This window comes from Acinetobacter sp. CY81 (genome assembly GCF_059515925.1).
Genome location: NZ_JCAKNC010000005.1, coordinates 15,252 through 35,141, shown reverse-complemented (window position 1 = coordinate 35,141; position 19,890 = coordinate 15,252). Strand labels below are relative to the sequence as shown.

19 protein-coding genes are annotated in these 19,890 nt (G+C 37.1%); 6 read left to right on the top strand and 13 right to left on the bottom strand.

The window, feature by feature from the left end; genetic code table 11:
• Positions 1-49 precede the first annotated feature (49 nt).
• From AC5YDM_RS07825 to AC5YDM_RS07795, 7 genes are all read right to left on the bottom strand, one after another.
• Positions 50-670 carry an FMN-binding negative transcriptional regulator gene (locus AC5YDM_RS07825; protein WP_496151560.1) on the bottom strand — a complete coding sequence of 207 codons (621 nt, stop codon included), beginning with the start codon at positions 668-670 and terminating at the stop codon, positions 50-52.
• Between the two features lie 75 nt (positions 671-745).
• Positions 746-1,117, bottom strand: a complete 372-nt coding sequence (locus AC5YDM_RS07820; protein WP_496151559.1) for a hypothetical protein — start codon at positions 1,115-1,117, stop codon at positions 746-748.
• A 118-nt stretch (positions 1,118-1,235) separates the two neighbouring features.
• The gene (locus AC5YDM_RS07815) at positions 1,236-2,720 is read right to left on the bottom strand and encodes a hypothetical protein (protein ID WP_496151558.1); all 1,485 of its coding nucleotides are present in this window, start codon (positions 2,718-2,720) and stop codon (positions 1,236-1,238) included.
• Positions 2,721-2,977: 257 nt separating this feature from the next.
• A complete protein-coding gene (locus tag AC5YDM_RS07810; RefSeq protein WP_496151557.1) occupies positions 2,978-5,230 on the bottom strand; it encodes a bifunctional prephenate dehydrogenase/3-phosphoshikimate 1-carboxyvinyltransferase in 2,253 nt (750 codons plus the stop codon).
• 16 nt (positions 5,231-5,246) lie between these two features.
• On the bottom strand, positions 5,247-6,356 hold the full coding sequence (gene pheA / locus AC5YDM_RS07805; protein ID WP_496151556.1) for a prephenate dehydratase: 1,110 nt from the start codon (positions 6,354-6,356) through the stop codon (positions 5,247-5,249).
• A 207-nt stretch (positions 6,357-6,563) separates the two neighbouring features.
• Positions 6,564-6,794: a hypothetical protein gene (locus AC5YDM_RS07800; protein ID WP_496151555.1), complete on the bottom strand. Its 231-nt coding sequence runs from the start codon at positions 6,792-6,794 to the stop codon at positions 6,564-6,566.
• Between the two features lie 99 nt (positions 6,795-6,893).
• Positions 6,894-8,036 carry an acyl-CoA dehydrogenase family protein gene (locus AC5YDM_RS07795; RefSeq protein WP_496151554.1) on the bottom strand — a complete coding sequence of 381 codons (1,143 nt, stop codon included), beginning with the start codon at positions 8,034-8,036 and terminating at the stop codon, positions 6,894-6,896.
• A 280-nt stretch (positions 8,037-8,316) separates the two neighbouring features.
• Between AC5YDM_RS07795 and AC5YDM_RS07790 the strand changes: the two genes are divergently transcribed.
• On the top strand, positions 8,317-9,315 hold the full coding sequence (locus tag AC5YDM_RS07790) for a glycosyl transferase family protein (protein ID WP_496151553.1): 999 nt from the start codon (positions 8,317-8,319) through the stop codon (positions 9,313-9,315).
• A gap of 110 nt (positions 9,316-9,425) precedes the next feature.
• On the opposite strand, the gene AC5YDM_RS07785 is transcribed toward AC5YDM_RS07790, so the two are convergent.
• Both AC5YDM_RS07785 and AC5YDM_RS07780 read right to left on the bottom strand, forming a co-directional pair.
• Positions 9,426-9,692, bottom strand: a complete 267-nt coding sequence (locus AC5YDM_RS07785; RefSeq protein WP_496126823.1) for a YeaC family protein — start codon at positions 9,690-9,692, stop codon at positions 9,426-9,428.
• Between the two features lie 2 nt (positions 9,693-9,694).
• Positions 9,695-10,600, bottom strand: a complete 906-nt coding sequence (locus AC5YDM_RS07780) for an NAD(+) kinase (protein ID WP_496151552.1) — start codon at positions 10,598-10,600, stop codon at positions 9,695-9,697.
• A gap of 248 nt (positions 10,601-10,848) precedes the next feature.
• Here AC5YDM_RS07780 and mrcB point away from each other — a divergent pair, with 248 nt between their 5' ends.
• The gene (gene mrcB, locus AC5YDM_RS07775; protein ID WP_496151551.1) at positions 10,849-13,248 is read left to right on the top strand and encodes a penicillin-binding protein 1B; all 2,400 of its coding nucleotides are present in this window, start codon (positions 10,849-10,851) and stop codon (positions 13,246-13,248) included.
• Positions 13,249-13,570: 322 nt separating this feature from the next.
• The gene (locus AC5YDM_RS07770) at positions 13,571-14,122 is read left to right on the top strand and encodes a tetratricopeptide repeat protein (RefSeq protein ID WP_496151550.1); all 552 of its coding nucleotides are present in this window, start codon (positions 13,571-13,573) and stop codon (positions 14,120-14,122) included.
• Positions 14,123-14,242: 120 nt separating this feature from the next.
• On the opposite strand, the gene AC5YDM_RS07765 is transcribed toward AC5YDM_RS07770, so the two are convergent.
• The gene (locus AC5YDM_RS07765; protein WP_496151549.1) at positions 14,243-15,148 is read right to left on the bottom strand and encodes an NUDIX domain-containing protein; all 906 of its coding nucleotides are present in this window, start codon (positions 15,146-15,148) and stop codon (positions 14,243-14,245) included.
• Positions 15,149-15,284: 136 nt separating this feature from the next.
• On the opposite strand from AC5YDM_RS07765, the gene hemP reads away from it, so the two are divergent.
• Positions 15,285-15,455, top strand: a complete 171-nt coding sequence (gene hemP, locus AC5YDM_RS07760) for a hemin uptake protein HemP (RefSeq protein ID WP_496126818.1) — start codon at positions 15,285-15,287, stop codon at positions 15,453-15,455.
• A gap of 168 nt (positions 15,456-15,623) precedes the next feature.
• Here the strand turns inward: hemP and AC5YDM_RS07755 are convergent, their stop codons facing one another.
• The 3 genes from AC5YDM_RS07755 to AC5YDM_RS07745 form a co-directional block, all read right to left on the bottom strand.
• On the bottom strand, positions 15,624-16,985 hold the full coding sequence (locus AC5YDM_RS07755) for a sensor histidine kinase (protein ID WP_496151548.1): 1,362 nt from the start codon (positions 16,983-16,985) through the stop codon (positions 15,624-15,626).
• Between the two features lie 118 nt (positions 16,986-17,103).
• Positions 17,104-17,763 (bottom strand): response regulator transcription factor, encoded by a 660-nt coding sequence (locus AC5YDM_RS07750; protein ID WP_496151547.1) that lies wholly within the window; start codon positions 17,761-17,763, stop codon positions 17,104-17,106.
• 239 nt (positions 17,764-18,002) lie between these two features.
• Positions 18,003-18,365, bottom strand: coding sequence for a NirD/YgiW/YdeI family stress tolerance protein (locus AC5YDM_RS07745; RefSeq protein WP_496151546.1), 363 nt, complete (start codon positions 18,363-18,365; stop codon positions 18,003-18,005).
• Between the two features lie 142 nt (positions 18,366-18,507).
• Here AC5YDM_RS07745 and AC5YDM_RS07740 point away from each other — a divergent pair, with 142 nt between their 5' ends.
• Both AC5YDM_RS07740 and AC5YDM_RS07735 read left to right on the top strand, forming a co-directional pair.
• Complete coding sequence (locus tag AC5YDM_RS07740; protein WP_496151545.1) at positions 18,508-19,239, top strand: hypothetical protein; 732 nt, start codon at positions 18,508-18,510, stop codon at positions 19,237-19,239.
• Positions 19,239-19,889 carry a hypothetical protein gene (locus tag AC5YDM_RS07735; protein ID WP_496151544.1) on the top strand — a complete coding sequence of 217 codons (651 nt, stop codon included), beginning with the start codon at positions 19,239-19,241 and terminating at the stop codon, positions 19,887-19,889. The genes AC5YDM_RS07740 and AC5YDM_RS07735 overlap by 1 nt, the downstream gene beginning before the upstream one ends.
• Position 19,890: the final 1 nt, after the last annotated feature.

Below are 19,890 nucleotides of genomic sequence, written 5' to 3'. Positions count from 1 at the left end.
ATCAAAAATCAATGACGTAGAAAAATGGATGCCTAATTGGGTAATGAAATTATTCATTTAATGCTTTTAGCATCAGTTCACTAAGCTGTGACTGACCATTTTGCTGATAAGCAGATGCAACATTTCGAATGTCTTGTTCACTTCGATTTTGACTGAGTTTGAATTTACCGATGAGATTTTGAATCTCAATTTGAACTCCGACGATTTGTTGCAACTGATCTTGGATGTAATCCCGAGGTGCATCACCCATTTTCCACGGTTTTTCTTGTTGTGCTTCATGACGTCTTGTCAGTTTAGCAAGAATGCCACGCAGGGCTTTCTCATCTTCAATCAGACTGACCTGACCTTTGACGTGAATCACCGCATAATTCCATGTCGGCACTGTTCGATGATGTTTAAACTTACCCTCGTACCAATTGGGTGAGACATAAGCATCATTTATCGTAAATACCACTAGAGCTGGCTGTGATTGCTCTAAGCGTTGATATAGAGGGTTTTTTTTCGCAATGTGTGCCAACAGAAGATGCTGATCTGCATCATATTCAAAAGGTAAATGATTGGCTTCTAGCTCACCATGAGCATGAACAATCAAACAGCCCAGTGCATGCCTTTGAATTAAATCGATGAGCACGTCTGCCCTTTTTTCTTCGAATTGTTCAGGTAAATACATTTTGTACTCTAATACATGGATGAAGAATGGGTCATTGACCTATCGTTATTTCCAAACTTGTGTTTTAAATTTGAATCACTTCCAATGAAAATCACTAAAACTTTGATCTTCTTTCAACGTGTTTTCAACCGCTTGGGCTAATTGCTTGATCACGCTTTGTGTCTCTATATTAGTAAACCAGTCTTGTGCTTCATCAGCATGTGCACTGATTTCACAGACCAACAATCCATTTTCATTTTTAACATCACAATTGACGCCAAGTCCAACTGGATGATCTTCGACTTGAACTGCCAATTGTTGTTGATCTTGTTGAGAAGAAACATCAAAACCATAACTCACCAATTCCTTGGTCAATAAATTTTTCACATAGCCTTGAGTTAATTGGCATGAATCACCTTGTGAATCGCCATGCTTTGCACAATCTGCAATAAATTGTAGTTTTCTCATTACTTCACCCAAAGGCATTTTTATTGTATGGTTTTAGCATAAGCAATAAATGCAAAACCGCCAAGCAATATCAAAAATATTTAATTTATCTAGCTAGATTAAAACGACTGATTAAAAATCAATGATAGTTTGCTAAATAATTATGTTTAGTAGATTCGAGTAAGTCACTAAAAACGATTTTAATAGATGGACAATCAGAAGAATTATTTTTATCTAAAATACTTACACTTTTATAGGTAATACCTTGCAAGTAAATTTTTTCAATGTAATCCTTTTCAAAAGGAAAAAGCAATGAACCGCATTCAATCGGCTCTAAATTCATTCTATCTAATACATATAATTTCACATGATTATCCAATTTCTGATAGGATGAGTATTCTAAATATAAAACAGCAACATAACTATCTGAGCATAGCATTTTAATCTGAGCAATCTTATCATTGTAAAACTTAATCTTTTTACCTTCGAAATCAAAGCTAAACTGCTCCTCCTTCTTCCCAATACAACTATTTTCTAAAATTTCTTTTTTATTAAACTTCCCTTTTATCCTAAATGAATGCTGAAATATTTCATCATCATTTTCATATGGTAATATGAATGCTGAATATAACTCTTGCTGATAACCTATTGGCCCATAAAAGCATGTATAGTTTTTCCCATATGTGACTAAATACTGTTCATACAGTTTCTCCCCATCTAATTTTCTAATAATTTCAATTTTTGTATGTCTATCATCTATATTACTAGCACGATATAAATAATCACTATTCAGAGAAGATGGAACTCCTATTGCAAAATTAATGTATTTTTTCCATATATAACCATTTTCTAAATATCTAGGTGGGACAATCAGTGAAAATTGCTGATTAGTTCCTAATTTACAAACTGGATTTTCAATATTTTGGTAAATATTTGAGGTGTTTTCATTAAAATCTAATTCAATAATATCTCCTCTTTTAAAAAACAAGTCTCTTTCATCTTTACTCTGAGTAATAAAAAATCCTTCTTTATTCCATTTTTCTTTATTTTGTTTTACCAAAGTTATCGCAGGAATTTCTAAGTTACTCTCAGATTTATTAAAGATGGACACTTTTAAATCATGTATCTTATATAATTTATCATTATATTTATATTGTGTTATAGAATGCTCATAAATAATAAAAAAGATATAACCAAGAAAACCCAACAACACCAGCAGCACCATAAATGCATGAAAGTCTTTTATTTTCCTTAAAAAAACACCATTTACTAAAAGTAAGGATGAAAAAAACCAAACTATTCCACCTATTTTTACTTCAATTTTTTTCTGAATTAAAAAAATTATTAAAATACCAAAAAACATTAAGGTTAATGTTAACAAAGAGTATTCTTTAAGTTTTTCTTCACTTTCATTTTTATTTTTTGAATTAATATAATATATAAGCGTCTTTATGAACGTTAAATTAGCCCATACAGGGAAAGCACAAAAAATTGGAATTATAAAAATATGCATCACCAGCGCATGAATAATTAAAGTGATCCCAATATGTTCATCATAGACTGGTAAAAAAAATGATAAAAGCCAAAATATAAGGGCCAAAATCACTGAAATTTTTGATGCCATTCAACATTCTCATTGATTCAATTTATTTTCATAAAAATTATAATTTTAAAATACACTTGTAAATTATAGTAATTAGACCCTTAGCGTTAAAATTAATCTCGATTCAGTATTAATTTTAATACCTAATCCTAAATTAATTTTACTTTAGGATTTAATTCAAACTAAAACTTAGCCTTTATATAAAGATGTATTAAAAATAGTCATTTGAAAAAGCCAAGCATTTAGCTTGGCTGTTTTAAATTATGATTGTAGCTGTGTTAGTCCAATTCAGACACTTGAATAGAAAGTCCAGCTTGTTGCGTCAATTCAGTAAATGTCGGGAAACTCGTCGCTACCGTCTCTGTTCCCACAATTTTGATTTCACCCGAACTACGTAAACCCGCCATCGAGAAGCTCATTGCAATACGGTGATCATGATGAGATTCAATCTCACCACCTGTGAAGATTGCACCCCACTCACCAGATTGACCTTTACCCTCGATAATGATGCCATCTTCAGTTGGCGTGCAGTCGATGCCCATGGTTTTCAAACCATCAGCCATCACTTGAATACGATCAGACTCTTTAACACGAAGTTCAGCCGCACCCGTCAAAATCGTTTGACCTTCGGCACATGCAGCAGCAATAAACAATGATGGGAATTCATCAATCGCCAACGGCACTTGATCTTCAGGCATATGAATGCCTTTTAATGTACGTGTACCTTTGATACGAATATCAGCAATCGGTTCGCCACCTGCAATGCGTTCGTTTTCAACTAAAATATCCGCACCCATTTGCTTCAAAATTTCAATCACACCTGTGCGTGTTGGATTAATGCCGACCGCTTCAAGAGTGACGTCTGAGCCTTCTGTAATCGCTGCACCGACCATAAAGAACGCAGCAGAAGAAATATCCGAAGGGACTTGAATCTCGGTACCAATCAGTTTGCCACCACCTTGAAGTGAAATACGATTGCCTTCAGTTTTCACATCATAACCAAATGCACGAAGCATACGTTCTGAATGATCACGTGTCGGTTCTGGTTCAGTGACGACTGTCTCACCGTCAGCCCACAGTCCTGCGAGCAAAATCCCTGATTTTACTTGTGCAGAAGCCATAGGAAGGTCGTAATGAATACCTTTTAAAGCTTGATTACCTGTAATCGAAACTGGTGGTGTACCACGTTCACCAGTTGTTTGGATTTGGGCACCCATGTCACGTAAAGGCTTTGCAATACGCTCCATTGGGCGTTTGGTCAGTGATGCATCACCTGTCATGACTGAATCAAATTTTTGTGCAGCCAACATGCCTGACAGCAATCGCATTGAAGTCCCAGAGTTACCCATATAGAGTTCGCCCACTGGTGCTTTCAAACCATTCATACCGACACCATGAATAGTGACTTCACCATTCTTAGGACCTTCGATGTTCACGCCCATCGCACGAAAAGCCTGAAGTGTTGCCAACGCATCTTCACCTTCCAAGAAACCAGTGACATGCGTCGTGCCTTCTGCAATCGCACCAAACATGATTGAACGATGTGACACAGATTTGTCACCTGGCACGGTAAACTTACCTTGGAAAGATTTAACACCGGGCTGAATGGTAAATTGTTGTGTCACTTTGTTTTTCTCCATTAAGGGTTTCTTAGCAAGCATATGATTAAAATGCTGTCGCGCAGCTTGCGCATTTCCGAGCATTCCCATCAATGCATGAGAATCTTCATCTTGAATTAGCTTTTTCAAAGTTTGTAATTGGGCTTCAAAGCCATCTACAGCATTTAAAATTGCTTTCTTATTGGCAAAGAATATATCGTGCCACATTTGTGGATCACTGGCAGCAATACGGGAAAAATCTCGAAACCCACCCGCCGCATAGCGAAAGATATCCAAGTTATCCTGACGATTAGCCAACTGACCTACTAAATTAAATGCCATCAGATGTGGTAAATGACTGGTATGCGCAAGAACCTCATCGTGTTTCTCAACATCCATACAAATCACTTCAGCTTTAGCGGCTTGCCAAAGTTGAATGAGTTTTTGCACAGCCCAATCCGCACTACTTGGAATCGGCGTCAAGATCACTTTATGATTGACAAACAAGTCCACTTTACCGGCATGCACACCAGTATGTTCCGCACCTGCAATCGGATGACCAGGCACAAATCCAACGGGAATCTGATCACCAAAAACAGCTTTTGCCGCTTCAACCACATTACCTTTGGTACTACCCACATCGGTAATAATCGCATTGGCAGATAAATACGGTTTAATGGTTTCAAGAATCTTTTGTGTTGCGCGGACTGGAAGTGCCAACACGATTAAATCCGCATCTTGAACAGCATCAATAGGGTTATTGAAGCCTGCACTGATGAGACCTAAAGCCAATGCATCATCTAGGGTTTTTTGTGATCGAGTAGACGCTACGACTGTTTCAGCGAGCTGACCTGCTTGAATCACTCGAGCTAGGCTTGAACCAATCAAACCTAGACCAATAAATGCAACTTTTTTAAATAACGGTTGAGACATGTTAAAGCATCGTACCTTATAGCACTGCAACTGGGTAAGAACCCAATACGCGAACTTCTTTTACCAATGGACGAATTTCTTCAATCGCAGCTTTAACATTATCTTGTTCAATATGACCTTCGAGGTCAATAAAGAACACATATGCCCATTTTTCTGGAAGTGCTGGACGAGTTTCAATACTGGTTAAGCTGATATTATGTTTTGCAAATGGCGCAAGAATTTCCAATAGTGCACCTGCACGGTCATGTGCAGAAACCAAGAGTGATGTTTTATCATTACCTGATTGAGGTACTTTCTCACGACCGATCACCAAGAAACGCGTCGTGTTTTCTGGGTTATCTTCAATATTGGTATGCAAAGTTTCAAGGTTGTATAACTGTGCAGCCGTTTCAGAAGCAATTGCAGCTGAATGCCATTCATTACGAATACGGCGAGCCGCTTCAGCATTTGAACTTAAAGCAACACGTTCAACACCTGGATAATGCGCATCTAGCCAACTACGACATTGCGCTAAAGTTTGCTGATGTGCATAAATTTGTTTAATACTGTCTTTACGCGTATTTTCAGAAATTAGGAATTGATGATGAATACGTAATTCAACTTCACCAATCACATTCAAATGCGATGCTTTAAAGCAATCCAATGTATGGTTCACAACACCTTCAGACGAGTTCTCAACCGGAACTAAACCATAATGCGCGCCGCCTGCTTCAACTTCACGGAACACTTCATCAATGGTTGGTAGCGGATGAATCACCGCATCTTGACCAAAATGCTTCAATACCGCTGAGTGCGTATAAGTTCCAACAGGTCCTAAAAACGCAATACTCTGAGGTGCTTCAAGTGCCAAACACGCAGACATAATTTCACGGAACAAACGTGCCATCGTTGTATCTGACAATGGACCTTGGTTTCGTTCCATAACATTACGCAAAACTTGAGCTTCACGTTCAGGGCGATAAAACAGTGGATTTTCTTCAGAAGCAAACTTAGCTTTAGCAACAGCCTCAGCAAGTCTCGCACGACGATTAATAAGTTCTTGAATTTGTTGATCTACTGAATCAATTCCATCACGAATCTGAGCTAAATCTAAAGAATCTACTGCATTTTGATCATCGTTGACCATTGTTATGTCGCCCTGCAAAAAACGTATGTGAACAGTATAACAATAGTTAGCTTTCAAATGTTAAGCAACAAGTCTTTCTCACATTCAGATTTAAAAATATACAGTTGATTTATTCATCAATTTTATTCATAGGACTTATAAATTACTTTCCTAGATGGACTGAAAAATATTAAGTCAATTTCATTATTGATGATCTACACATACGGCTTAAAACCGTAGCGATGGATTAAGTAATCCAACAACAAACCATACGGATGAAAAAATCCAAATGATCAAAATGTAAAAACGGATTTGTTCAGCATTCCAATCCCAAGTCATCCATCCTAAAGTTAAAGCAGATTTAATTCCCTCTAACCATTGTGCTCCACCCCATGAAAGAATCCATTTATAAAACAACGACTGTAGCGCAAATTGGACGATCCAAGCGGTTAAGCTCATATCAGAAAATCCTAAAATCATAACGGAGAATCAATTTAAGCTTACTCAAACAGAATAACGATGAATCATCGGAAAATAAGTTGAATAAGCTCAAAACTATTAACGTCCTAACATGCCCCGTGCAACAATCTCTTTCATAATTTCATTGGTTCCACCATAGATCCGTTGAATACGCGCATCGACAAAGAAACGTGAAATTGGATATTCGCTCATATAGCCGTAGCCACCAAATAGCTGTAAGAGATTGTCAGCAATTTTCATCTGCATATCCGTACTAAAGCTTTTTAATGCTGCTGCAGTTTCAACATCCAGCTTACCTGCTTTATAAAGATTTAAGTTTTGATTATAGAAAGCAGCCGTCGCAAGCTCATCAATCTTGGCTTGTGCCAATACAAAACGTGAATTTTGGAATTGACCAATTTTTTGACCAAACGCTTGTCGCTCTTGAACGTATTGCACCGTCACATCAATCGAACCACGAATCGCACCCAAAGCAGTTGCTGCAATCGCGGTACGTTCACGTGGCAATTCTTGCATTAAATAAGCAAAGCCTTGCCCTGCTTGACCAAGTAACTGATTGGCAGGTACTTTCACATTGTCAAAAAACAACTCTGATGTGTCTTGTGAATGTAAACCGATTTTATCGAGATTTGTACCTTTCTTAAAACCTTCCAGATGCGTATCAACCAACATCAATGAAACACCTTTGGCACGCGCTTGTGGGTCAGTCTTTACTGCCAAAACCACTAAATCAGCATGCTGACCATTTGAAATAAAGGTTTTAGAACCATTTAATACATAATGATCACCATTTAAAATCGCATTAGTACGCATCGCTTGTAAGTCTGAACCTGCGCCAGGCTCGGTCATACCAATCGCACCCACCACTTCGCCTGCCACCATTTTCGGCAACCAATATTGTTTTTGTTCTTCATTGGCAATATTTAAAATATAAGGTGCAGCAATTTCTGAATGGCAAGAGATCCCTGTAGAAAGTGCGCTAAAACCTGCACGTGCAGACTCTTCAACGAGCATTAAAGAATATTCAGTCGGAACGCCATATCCACCGTATTGTTCTGGGACATCGACACACAAAAATCCATTCTCACCCAACAATGTCCACACTGAACGTGGCATTAGACCTTCACGCTCCCATTGTTCATAGTGTGGAGCAATATGTTCATTCATAAAGCGTTTAAAGTTATCGCGAAAGAGTTCTAGATCTGCATCATATGCCAACATTGTTGTATTCCTTTTCCTAGTTATTGCATTTCTTGGTTGTTACACTGCTTAGTGGTAATTTGTGTTTTTGATTATTTCCAATTGAATCCTAATCATTTTTTTCATAAAAGTCATGAACCCAAAGGTACAATTTCTTCCGACAAAATAGTCACAAAATACGCTATGGCAAATAAACTGATAGACACTCTTAAAAGCTCAGTTTAATCCTGAACAGATATTTAATTCGCAGCGCTATTCATGCTAATGTCTTGATCTATCTTTGATTGAACATTCCAGCTTTATGAATACCAAAAGAAATCTCTATAAGGACTTTGAACATCCTTTTGCCCAATTTGTACGTATCGTGGGCAAAGGTAAAAATGGTGCTCGTTCACTTACGTATGATGAAGCCTACCAAGCCTTTAGTATGATTTTGAAAGATGAAGTCATGGATGTACAACTTGGCGCATTTCTGATGCTGTTACGCGTCAAAGAAGAGTCTGTAGATGAGTTGACAGGTTTTGTTCAAGCGACTAAAGATCAACTGAAACTCAAGAAAATTGACGTGGATCTAGATTGGTCATCTTATGCAGGTAAGCGTAAACACTATCCGTGGTATTTACTTGCAGCACTCACTTTGGCTCAGAATGGCTATCGAATCGTGATGCATGGTGCAGCGGGTCATACTTTGAATCGTGTCTATACAGAACAAGTTTTGGAATATTTAGATTATCCAGTTTGTCGCACCGATGATTCAGTTGAAATTCAACTCCAACAGCGTCATTTTGCTTATATTCCTTTAGATGCATTTGCACCCATACTCAGTGATTTAATTTCATTGCGAAATGTTATGGGTCTGCGCTCACCTATTCATACACTTGCTCGCTTAATTAACCCATTTGATGCAAAAGCAACTTTACAGTCAATTTTCCATCCTGCTTATCGTAGTTCACATCAACAAGCAGCTTTTCAATTGGGTTATAAAAATAGTGCGGTGATTAAAGGTGAAGGTGGTGAGTTTGAGCGTAACCCCGATGCCAAGACGTTAATTTGTGGCATTAAAAATGGCGAACTCTATGAACATGAATTGCCTAAACTCACCCCTGATCGTAGTCCAACTGAAGAAGAACTCGATTTGGAAAGTTTTAAACAAATTTGGTTAGGTCAACAAAATCATGACTACGGTGAACTTGCAGTGACCGAAACAATAGGCATTGCTTTATATACGATGGGCGAAGCACAGAACTACGAAGAAGCAATGCTGAAAGCAAAACAACTTTGGCAAAACCGAAATAAATAGGCTTCTTTCAATAACTCCCAAATTTAATAGTCAGCAACCTAATAATCCCCCAAATAAAAAAGACACCTTATGGTGTCTTTTTTTTACGATTCGTGTGTTAACTTGAAAAATTAAACAAACTTGATTGGCTGGAACTCAGGCTCAGGAACATGAGAGTCGCACTCATCACCTTCTTCTTTATGACCTTTATCGATATAACCAGAACGTTCATTTTCAGGAAGGTTTTGAGCTTCCCAAGCAATCACAGCTTGCATAGACGTTTGACGTTGCTCTTTCGTTAAAACAACACCATTGGGCCATTTTCCAATTTCTACAGCGGTTCTTAAACGCGCAACGATATCAGCATCCAATACAGCGAGCATTTGTTCAATATTCATGGTCAATCCTGTTGCTGAAATGATTCAAAATCTTGATTCCATCCTAATTTGGTACGACAAGCCATATAGAAGTCATACCCTGGCGGATGTAATAACGCCAGTTTAAACGGATGCTTACGGATATGTAAACTATCCCCAACATTCAATGAAACACTGTGCTGACCATCGGCACTCACCATCGGTAACACACGGTTTTCACGAATTTGGATTTTTATTTCGCTTTGCCCACCCACCACAATCGGTCGTGAAGACAAAGTATGTGGATGCATTGGAACAAGTGCAATTGCATCCATACTCGGATGTAAAATTGGTCCACCGCCAGATAATGCATAAGCTGTAGAACCTGTTGGGGTTGATACAATCAAGCCATCACTATGCTGTCGATACACAAATTGACCATCAATATTTAGATCGAAATCAATCATATGTACTGATTTACCCGAATGTAAAACCACGTCATTTAAGGCAATTGCATCATAAATAATTTCGTTGTTTTTACGCACTTCCATTTCTAGGAGAAAGCGTCGGTCTAACTGGAACTCACCTTTAAGTACCTGATCCAATTTAAACAGTACTTCAGTCGGTTTAATGTCAGTTAAAAATCCTAAACGACCACGGTTTACACCAAGTACTGGCGTATTGAACTTCACCAAAGCACGAGCAGCATGCAGTAATGATCCATCACCACCGACTACAATGACTAAATCAACGACTTCACCTAATAAAGCGCGACTGACCGTCTGAGAGTTTTCATAGGGAACAAGCTTAGCCGTTTCAGAATCAAAAACTGGATGTAAACCCAAACTGATTAGATGATCATGAATCAAACATAAAGTATCCACCACAGATAACTTATCTGGGCGACCAATGAGTCCAATATTACGAAATGTCTTGGCTAAAAGATGCACGTATGCAAAAGCTCCGAAATGATTAAAAGTATAATAACACTATCATTGTGCGACTTACATATTTCAACGAAGTTTCAAATGTACTGTTTTCAATAAATGACTGGTAAATTGACGATTTAAGACCAAAACCCAGCTTAAACCGATGATTAATTAAACAACTTATTTCACTAAATTCACAGTTTGATTATTGCAAAAAAATGAAAACATTCGCATGATTGGTGAAAATATTCGGGTTATTTTTTTAATTTATGAAATCTGAACGTGGAATTGGCTTTATTGCTTTAATTTTCTCTCTGTTAATCATTGCAGCATTTGTTATTTTTAGTATTTATCTCATTCGCCTTGATAACATTATTCGCGATAAATTTGAGGGTAATCGTTGGGATATTCCAGCAAAAGTATTTGCACGTCCTTTGGAAATCTATGCAAATGCGCCTGTTGAACAGGCTGACTTTCAAAAAGAACTCGGCTTACTTGGTTATAAAAATTCAGATAACTATGCCAAGTCTGGACAATATCTGGTTCAAGGCAATACTATTTATGTGCATACACGTGGTTTTGATTTTGGTGACAGTGTTGACCCTGAACAAATTTTGCAAGTGTCATTTAGCGGTGATCAAGTTGCTGAAATTAAAGCGACCAAGCCTTCTACCACCGGAATTGCACGTTTAGAACCGATGCTGATTGGTGGTATTTACCCTCAGCATAATGAAGATCGTGTGCTGATTAAATTAAATAAAGTGCCCAAACCTTTAATCGAAGCCTTGATTGCCACTGAGGATCGAAATTTTTATCATCATCATGGTATTTCTATTCGTGGTACAGCACGTGCTCTAGTCAGCAATATAACTGGTGGCCGTCGTCAAGGGGGGTCAACACTTACTCAGCAATTGGTTAAAAATTTCTATCTGACTCCTGAACGGACTTTGAAGCGTAAGGTCAATGAAGCCATGATGGCTCTATTGCTTGACTTTCATTACAGTAAAGATGAAATTTTAGAAGCGTATTTGAACGAAGTGAATTTAGGTCAAAATGGTAACTATTCGATTAATGGTTATGGTTTGGCATCGCAATTATATTTTGGCTTGCCCTTACGTGAACTGAGTATTGCCCAACAAGCCTTCTTGGTGGGCCTAGTACAAGGTCCTACGCTTTATAACCCATGGAAAAATCCTGAGGCTGCGATTAAACGCCGTAATATCGTATTGAAAAATATGGTAGTCATGGGCTATTTAACGCAAGAAAAATATGAAATTGAATCTGCCAAAGCTTTGAATGTGATTGATAAGCCAAATGTAGGTCCTTCTCGCTTCCCTGATTTTATGGACATTGTCCGTCGTCAGTTGAAAACTGAATATCAAGAAGGTGATTTGACCAATCAAGGTTTGAAAATATTCACAACCTTAGATCCCATTGCACAAACCAAGGTTCAAACGACTTTTGCTCAGTCAGTCGACCGTCTAAGTCAAACCAACCCAGCACGTTTAAAAGAACTACAAGGTGCGGTATTGGTTTCACGTCCTGAAAATGGTGAGTTAATCGCAGCAGTGGGTTCTACAGGTTCATTTACTGGCTTTAACCGTACAGTCGATGCAAAGCGCCAAGTTGGTTCTTTACTTAAACCTGTGATTTATCTGAGTGCTTTAGAGTCTGGTCGTTATACCTGGGCGAGTAGTGTTGAAGATAATCCAATTAGCATTGCGATCGAAGGTAATAAATCTTGGACACCTAAAAACTATAGCGGAAGTGGAAATGGCTACGTTCCAATGGTTCAAGCTTTAGCAAATTCATATAACTTATCTGCTGTACGATTAGGTCAAGAATTCGGTTTATCCACCTTTAGCAATCAATTGATTAAATTAGGTGTGAAATCTAAAGTACCAAGTTATCCATCTATCTTCCTAGGTGCTGTGAATATGTCACCGATGGAAGTCATGAGTATTTATGGCAACTTCGCCACAGGTGGTTTTAGTTATCCAACCAAATCAATTCGTACTGTCGTGGATTCAACTGGTCGTGTACTCGATCGTTATAATTTAAATGTTCAACAAGCTATTGACCCATCGTCAGCCTACTTATTGAATTATGGCTTACAACGTGTGATGTCATCAGGTACAGGTAAGTCAGCTTATAACAGCTTACCAACCAACTTAAACCTTGCTGGTAAATCAGGTACAACCAACGATACACGTGACTCGTGGTTTGCAGGATATTCAGGTAATCATTTGGCTGTGGTATGGCTGGGTTTAGATGACAATAAAGTAACTGGGTTAACCGGTTCTTCAGGTGCGCTTCCTGTTTGGACCAATGTCATGAAGCAATTACGTCAGAAACCTGTCAACTTAAGACAAACAGATGATGTTCAATGGCATTGGGTCGATACAGCTACAGGTGAGCTATCAGCACAAGGTTGTGAAGGTGCGTTGTATATTCCAATGTTGCAACACACTGTGCCGAAACGTGCAACAGCATGTGGCCTACCTCACTATCAAGTCGAACGAACATATATTCCAGATGGTACGGCAAGTTCAGAGCCTGCAACAGAAGATAGCCTTGAAAACTACATCCGCGAAAGTGAAAACAACATGGAACAAGAACTCTCCGAGTCGAATGGACGTGTGATTTCCAGTGGGAGTTTTCAGCAATAATGTGATTTTGGCTTAAGTAGAGATTGCTTAGCCTAAATGTAAAATTTAGTGAAAAATTTGCGCCTCAACGATGATTTCAATTATGGTTGAGGCGTTTTATTTTATGCATATCTACTGAGATGATGAGTTAAATGGTGATTAGTTAAATTCACGTTTTCTAGTCGATGTTCTAATAAAGCAATGTAGAACGTATTCGTCCAGCAAATGCCTGATAGATATTTTGCTTTAGATATAGGTAATAAGTAGTTTTTTAATATTTATTTTTTAGTATTAGTTTTATCCCTAATTTTGAACATGAGTTTTAGTGAAAGAGTATCCCATTATGCTACGTCAATTGAGTGCCATTACATTAGCCGTTATATTTATGGCAGGTTGCCAAATGACGCCGCCTAGCTCTAAATCACCCACTAAAATACCTGAAAAAAATCAAGAACAACCAAAAGGTCAAACAACCCCAGATGGTATCAAAATCACCCCTTATGACCGCCCTGAAATTCAACGTGAAAAAATTGTTATTCCTACACAGCAGTCTAAGCAACGTTTTAACGATGGTCGTAATCTACCCGCTTATCAACAATTGATTAAAAATACCCACAATGCTTTTAAACAAGCCAAATGGAATGAAGCTGAAAAAAATGCTTTAAATGCACAGCGCCTTGCACCACAAAGTCCTGAAGCATTTATGTATCTAGCGATGATTGCTAATCATAAAAATCAGGCAAAGAATGCAGAATCACTTGCACGTCGTGGTTTAAGTTATGCACAGACAGATGCGATGAAACGACAACTGTGGATGGTGATCTTAAAGTCAGGACAATTACAAAAGAAAGCTGAACTGATTCAAGAAGCGCAGAACAAACTTAAATCATATTAAGTTTATTCTGCTCGCACTATTGCTCAACTTATAAGACTATTGACCCAATTATTAATTTATTAATGATTCAATTTTATAAGGTTTTATTTTTAAGCTTTAATGATCTTACTCATTTCAAAGCTAGAACTGGCTGACCCCTGCCACGCCAAATGCACCATGTTGCTGTGCCATTTTAAGGGCATCAGGTTTTAAACCACCTAATGCAAATACAGGAATATTAACATCCTTCGCTAGTATTTCGAATTGCTCCCACCCTAAAGGCTTTGCATCTGGGTGGGTTGCAGTGTGAAGTATAGGACTCAAAATGACTGCATCAAAGCCTAACTGTTGTGCTCGATCTAAACTCAACAGGTCATGGCAGGCTGCAATTGATCGTAAGCCAACAATACGATCTGAATGACTTAAATGCATCAATTGATCTTGTTTAAAATGTACGGCTGAAATTTGCTTTTGAATAGTTGGAGATAATTTTTTCCATAAATCAATATTCAAAATTAAATGATTTAATTTTTCAGCTGAGAGATTCTCGATTTCTAAAATAAGATCTGCTGAAGCTTCATCACTCGGTCGAAGATACATCAATGAATCAGATGAAAGCACATGTAGATCTGAAAGTTGGTTACTTACCTTAATTAAATGCAAACAATCCAATCTCGCAATAATTGCATCGTTGGCTTTTGGGAAAATCAACTGCTTCAGCTGAGAGCGCTCATACCACGTCCATGGTTTTTGAATTTGTTGAAGTTGTTCAGCGTCAACAGTTGCATGGAATAAATGTAAATGAACATGAATGTCATCATATTCGTGTTTGATCAGATCGAAACAATGCCAATTTTGAATGCCAATTCCAACTTCTTCAAACACTTCACGAGTACACGCTTGTTCAGGCGTTTCACCTGATTCAACTTTCCCCCCTGGAAATTCATGTTTGTTTCCCTGATGTTGTTTGGCTTCCCGCCAGCCAACCAATACTTTGGATTGGTGCAAAAGGATCCCAATCGCAACTTGGACAATAGGTTTATTCATCATCACACACTTAAAATATTTAATGAATTGTAAGCAATTTTAGTTTTTTTATAAATAATAATAATTATCATTGACAGGCCTATTCGATAATGATTATCATTTAAATCGTTCCCCAATATACCACGGAGTCGACGGAATGAACGCACCATTTAGCCTATTTACACGTAATACTGAATCTCACCAAGCATTGCCAATGCTACATTCCAACAACCTATTTTCACTGGGTCGTGAAATTAGAATCATGCATGCAGGCGAAGAATATCGACTGCGTTTGACCCGTAATAATCGACTCATTCTAACCAAATAACAATTAGAATAAGACCTATAAGAATAATCGTGGAAATAAGCAGTATGAATCAGCGCATACTGCTTTTTTAGTGAAAAATTAAACTTTCCATTTCTATAAAAATATGATTTTTATACTGAAAATTTAAAATAGCGAAAGCTTAAATTTACAATTATATATTTAATTCATTCATGCATTTTTGGGTAAATAGACAATAACCTCTAAACCACCTTGTGATGGATTTAAAAATTCAATTTTACCGTGGTGAAGCTCAATAATTTTTTGACAGATTGAAAGTCCTAAACCTGAACCTTGTGTTTTAGTACCTAACTCACGATAAAATCGCTCTCCCATCCGTGCTATCGTTTCATCCGAGACATGTTCACCACTGTTCTGTACCGAAATTCTTGCATGCTCGTGATGCTGCTCTACTATAATATAGATCACACCATTTTCAGTGGTATAGCGAATCGCATTATCAATAATATTACGTATACAACTGAATATCAGCTCGGGATTAGCTTGGATCACGATGGAAGAAACATTCAAATTTACACGAATATTTTTTGCATTTGAAAAAGGCTCTAAAGCTTTTAATACATCACCAATCACATTTTTGAGATCAACATTTGCTCTAGGCAATGTCTCCTTTTGACTCGGATCTAAACGTGCAAGTAGTAGTAAATTTTCGAGTACATTCGTCCCCCGGCTTACATCCACCTGAATCTGTTCCAAATCAGTCGAAATAGTTTCATTTTGATACTTACGCTTCAGTAGTTGTAAACGCATTTGGATCGCAGACAGTGGTGAACGCAATTCATGTGAAGCATCTGAAGTGAAGCGTTGCTCTGCTAATAATGATTGCTCTAAACGCATAAGCATCTGATTCAACTGATTAATAATCGGTTGAAGCTCTTTAAATTCAGGCCGTTCTTGCACAATAGGTGTCAAATCTTGGGCTGTTTTTTCTGAAATATCTCGTGATAAACGATGAATCGATTTAAATTGTTTTTTTACTGAAAAATGCAAAATCAACCATTGCAGCAACCACAAAATCAAAAGAATAACCGCAAAACTGAGAATACTTTCCAAAACCGCATGAAACCGAACTTGAAGCGGTTGAAACATTTTTAAGGTTTGATCGTCTTTAGTCAGCGTATAAACACGAACCAATGCACCATCAATCCAAGCCAAACCAAAATGTTCATGTTGTAAAAATATTGGATAAGACTGATCCCATCGTGAATCAAAATCCTCAGATTGGGTTAATAATCGTTGCTGATAATACAGTTGATATTGTATTTCAAATTGTTCACTCAGCTCATCCACGTCAGATCCAGAACGGCTACTTAAGTCCGAAACCAACAACATATCTGAAATTTCGTTCATGATTTCATCTTGAATGTTCATGGTTTGATAGACCGTCAATGCAAATAACAAAGTCAATGCGATCAGACCTGCAAGCACAGAGCTCAAAACAGAGGTTTTGACCAGCTTGTGCTGTAGCGAAACTGCAGACTTTTTAGGCATTTCAGCGCCTTTTTGTATCATGACTCTCACCTAAACCTAGCATTCAAATATAAAATAAGACGAGATATAAAGATTTAAATATAAAATTATTTTAGGCTCATACAGTTCAAATGAACTGAAGCCAAAATCAGATAAAAAACTAATCTTGATTCATTTTATAACCGAGTCCACGTAATGTTTTGATTCGTTTTGATCCAATCTTTTTACGTAATTGATAGATAAACACTTCAATCGCATTACTTTCAATCTCATCACCCCATGCATACAGCGACTCTTCTAATTGTTCACGCGTCAGTACATGCTCAGGTTTTTGCATGAGTTTATATAGTATTTGAAATTCTTTGGCGGTCAGATTAATCGCCTGACCATCCATCAACACTGTCTTTGCTTGAGTGTCTAAAACTAAGTTGGCATATTCAATCTGATGTGAAATCACTGTTTGTTTTTGGCGCAACTGACTGCGTACACGGGCGGACAACTCTTCCAAACTAAAAGGTTTCACCAAATAGTCATTTGCACCTAAATCTAAACCATCCACACGATCTGTAATACTGTCACGAGCGGTAATAAAAATCACAGGTGCATCTGATTGTTTCGCCCGAAGTGCTTTTAAAATTTCATCACCAGAACTTTTCGGCAAACCACGATCAAGCAATAAGCAATCATATTGATGTTGTTCTAGTGCGAGTATGGCATGATCACCTCGCTCCACCCAATCCACACTATATCCATCCATTTCTAGCCATGACTTTATACTTTCAGCTTGGGAAACATCATCTTCAGCCAATAAAATGCGCATGTTTCATGATCCATTCAGGTTGTTTATTTTTTAGATTTCGCTTAACTCATTCAAAATAACATGAAAATCTGACCCCCCTCATTCATCCTGATAGATTAAAGGCTCATTATAAACTCTGCATCTTTATGTCAAAGTCGATCAAATAAAAATGAAATCCGTAAAATCAATCCATTAAAAAAACCACATATCATGATATGTGGTTTTTATTGAAGACGCGTTTAATAAAGCTCAATCAGTCATTAAAATATAACTTGATCTACATCCACTTCAACACGTTTAGCTGGTTTGTAGTCAACATCAATCTCACCAATAACAGTGACAGGTGTTTTAGCTGAAATCGGTTTGGCTTTCCATAATTCATCATCAATATCGACCGTGATCGTACCTGTGTTATCACGGAATTGATATTTCTCATCACCGACTGACTTTACGATATAACCCTTTAACTGTACTTTCGTATCATCTTTTAGGGTAAGCGCATTTTTAACTGTTTGAGTGCTGATCGGTGCGATAGCAGAATGATTTACCGCTGTATTTGCCATTGCAAATGTTGTCGCACCAATTAAAGCTGTAGCCATCAAAGTTTTAGAAAATAAGTTCATGTGATTTACCTCTTGGGTTGTTCCTCTATTTGATGAAGCTATTAAAACAAAGGAACATGAGGTGAATCTTAAGATACATCTATGATTTTAAAATCGGCTAAGTTATTCTCTACATATACAATTTTTTTAATCTATTATAACGATGCAAATTCCAAAAATATCTTTTATAACAGGTTTCATTTTTACTACTCTATTTTCATCCAATACCTCATTTGCATTTGGTGATGAAAATTTTTATCAAAAACTTAAAACCAAGTATGTTCCGGAAGAATTACAAAGGTTATTTCCAAAAAACCAACCCATTATTGATTTTGAGATTGGTCACTTAAATGAGGATAGTTTTTGGGATGCCATTGTTGTTACAACAAGTGCTGAAGAATTAAAAGATGCTCAAATGAGTCAAATTTTACCCGCAAAAAGAACTGTTCATTTGCTTCTAGGAAATGAAAATGGATTTAAACGCTCTTTTGAACATTCATATTTATTCCAAGACATGATTGAGCCTGCCGACGCTAACTATAATGGTATGGTGAGTGTTCAAAATCATAAAATCAACAAGATGATTTACCAAACTTCAGACCTTTTCTCGAATGGACAAAGCTATCCAGCAACAGGTGGTTTTGAAATTAGACAAAACTTTGGAAATAACAATTCAAGCTATATTGGCTTTATTTGGGACAAAACGAAAAAGACATGGATTTATGACGGGGCGAATGTGGTCGTCGATATTCCCAATGGCGCACGTTTAGTTTCTCTAAATGCAGATGAAGAAACTACATATAACATTTCAGACTTTTATCTTGGACATCCTTCTAAAGGTAATAAAATCAATTTAAATGGACATGATTATATTGATGATGAGGAAGATAAATAATGCAATTTAAAATACTTACAACAACTTTTCTCATTTCTATATCTACAAGTAGCTTTGCACATTTTGTATATGTTCCAAAATCTATAGAACAAATTTTGCCTAAAAACCAGAGTGTAATTTCCATTGATTATGGTCAATACAGTAAAAATCTGCGTAATGATGCTGTCATTATTACAATTGATCAGATCAATGAAAAACAAATTACCGATAATTTTGAAAACCTATATAAATACCAAAGATATGTTTATATTTTGAGTCAAACCAATGGTCAATGGAAAACCATTTCTCAAAACTTAACTTTGCTCAAACCTAAAGCACTTCCTGATGGTATTCATAAATCAGATGAGGTTGATTTTAGAAATGCCTATGAAAATAACAAGCGAAGTACAGCATTTATTGCGATTACTCCAATTGGTTATGATCAAGACTTACCAGATTCGAATTCAACCTTTAGTATTTCGTATTTGCTGAAAGACCAAAAATCTTATATCAGAGAAGAAAGTCATGATTATGATGATCCTTTAAGCCAAAACCGCTATTGTGGTATTTCAAAAGAATATCAAAATAATGAATACGAATTTTCTAGATTCGCATCGCACCAAAGAGAACTCGTATTGCCTTTAATTAGCAAGAAGGAATGTGCAAATTAAA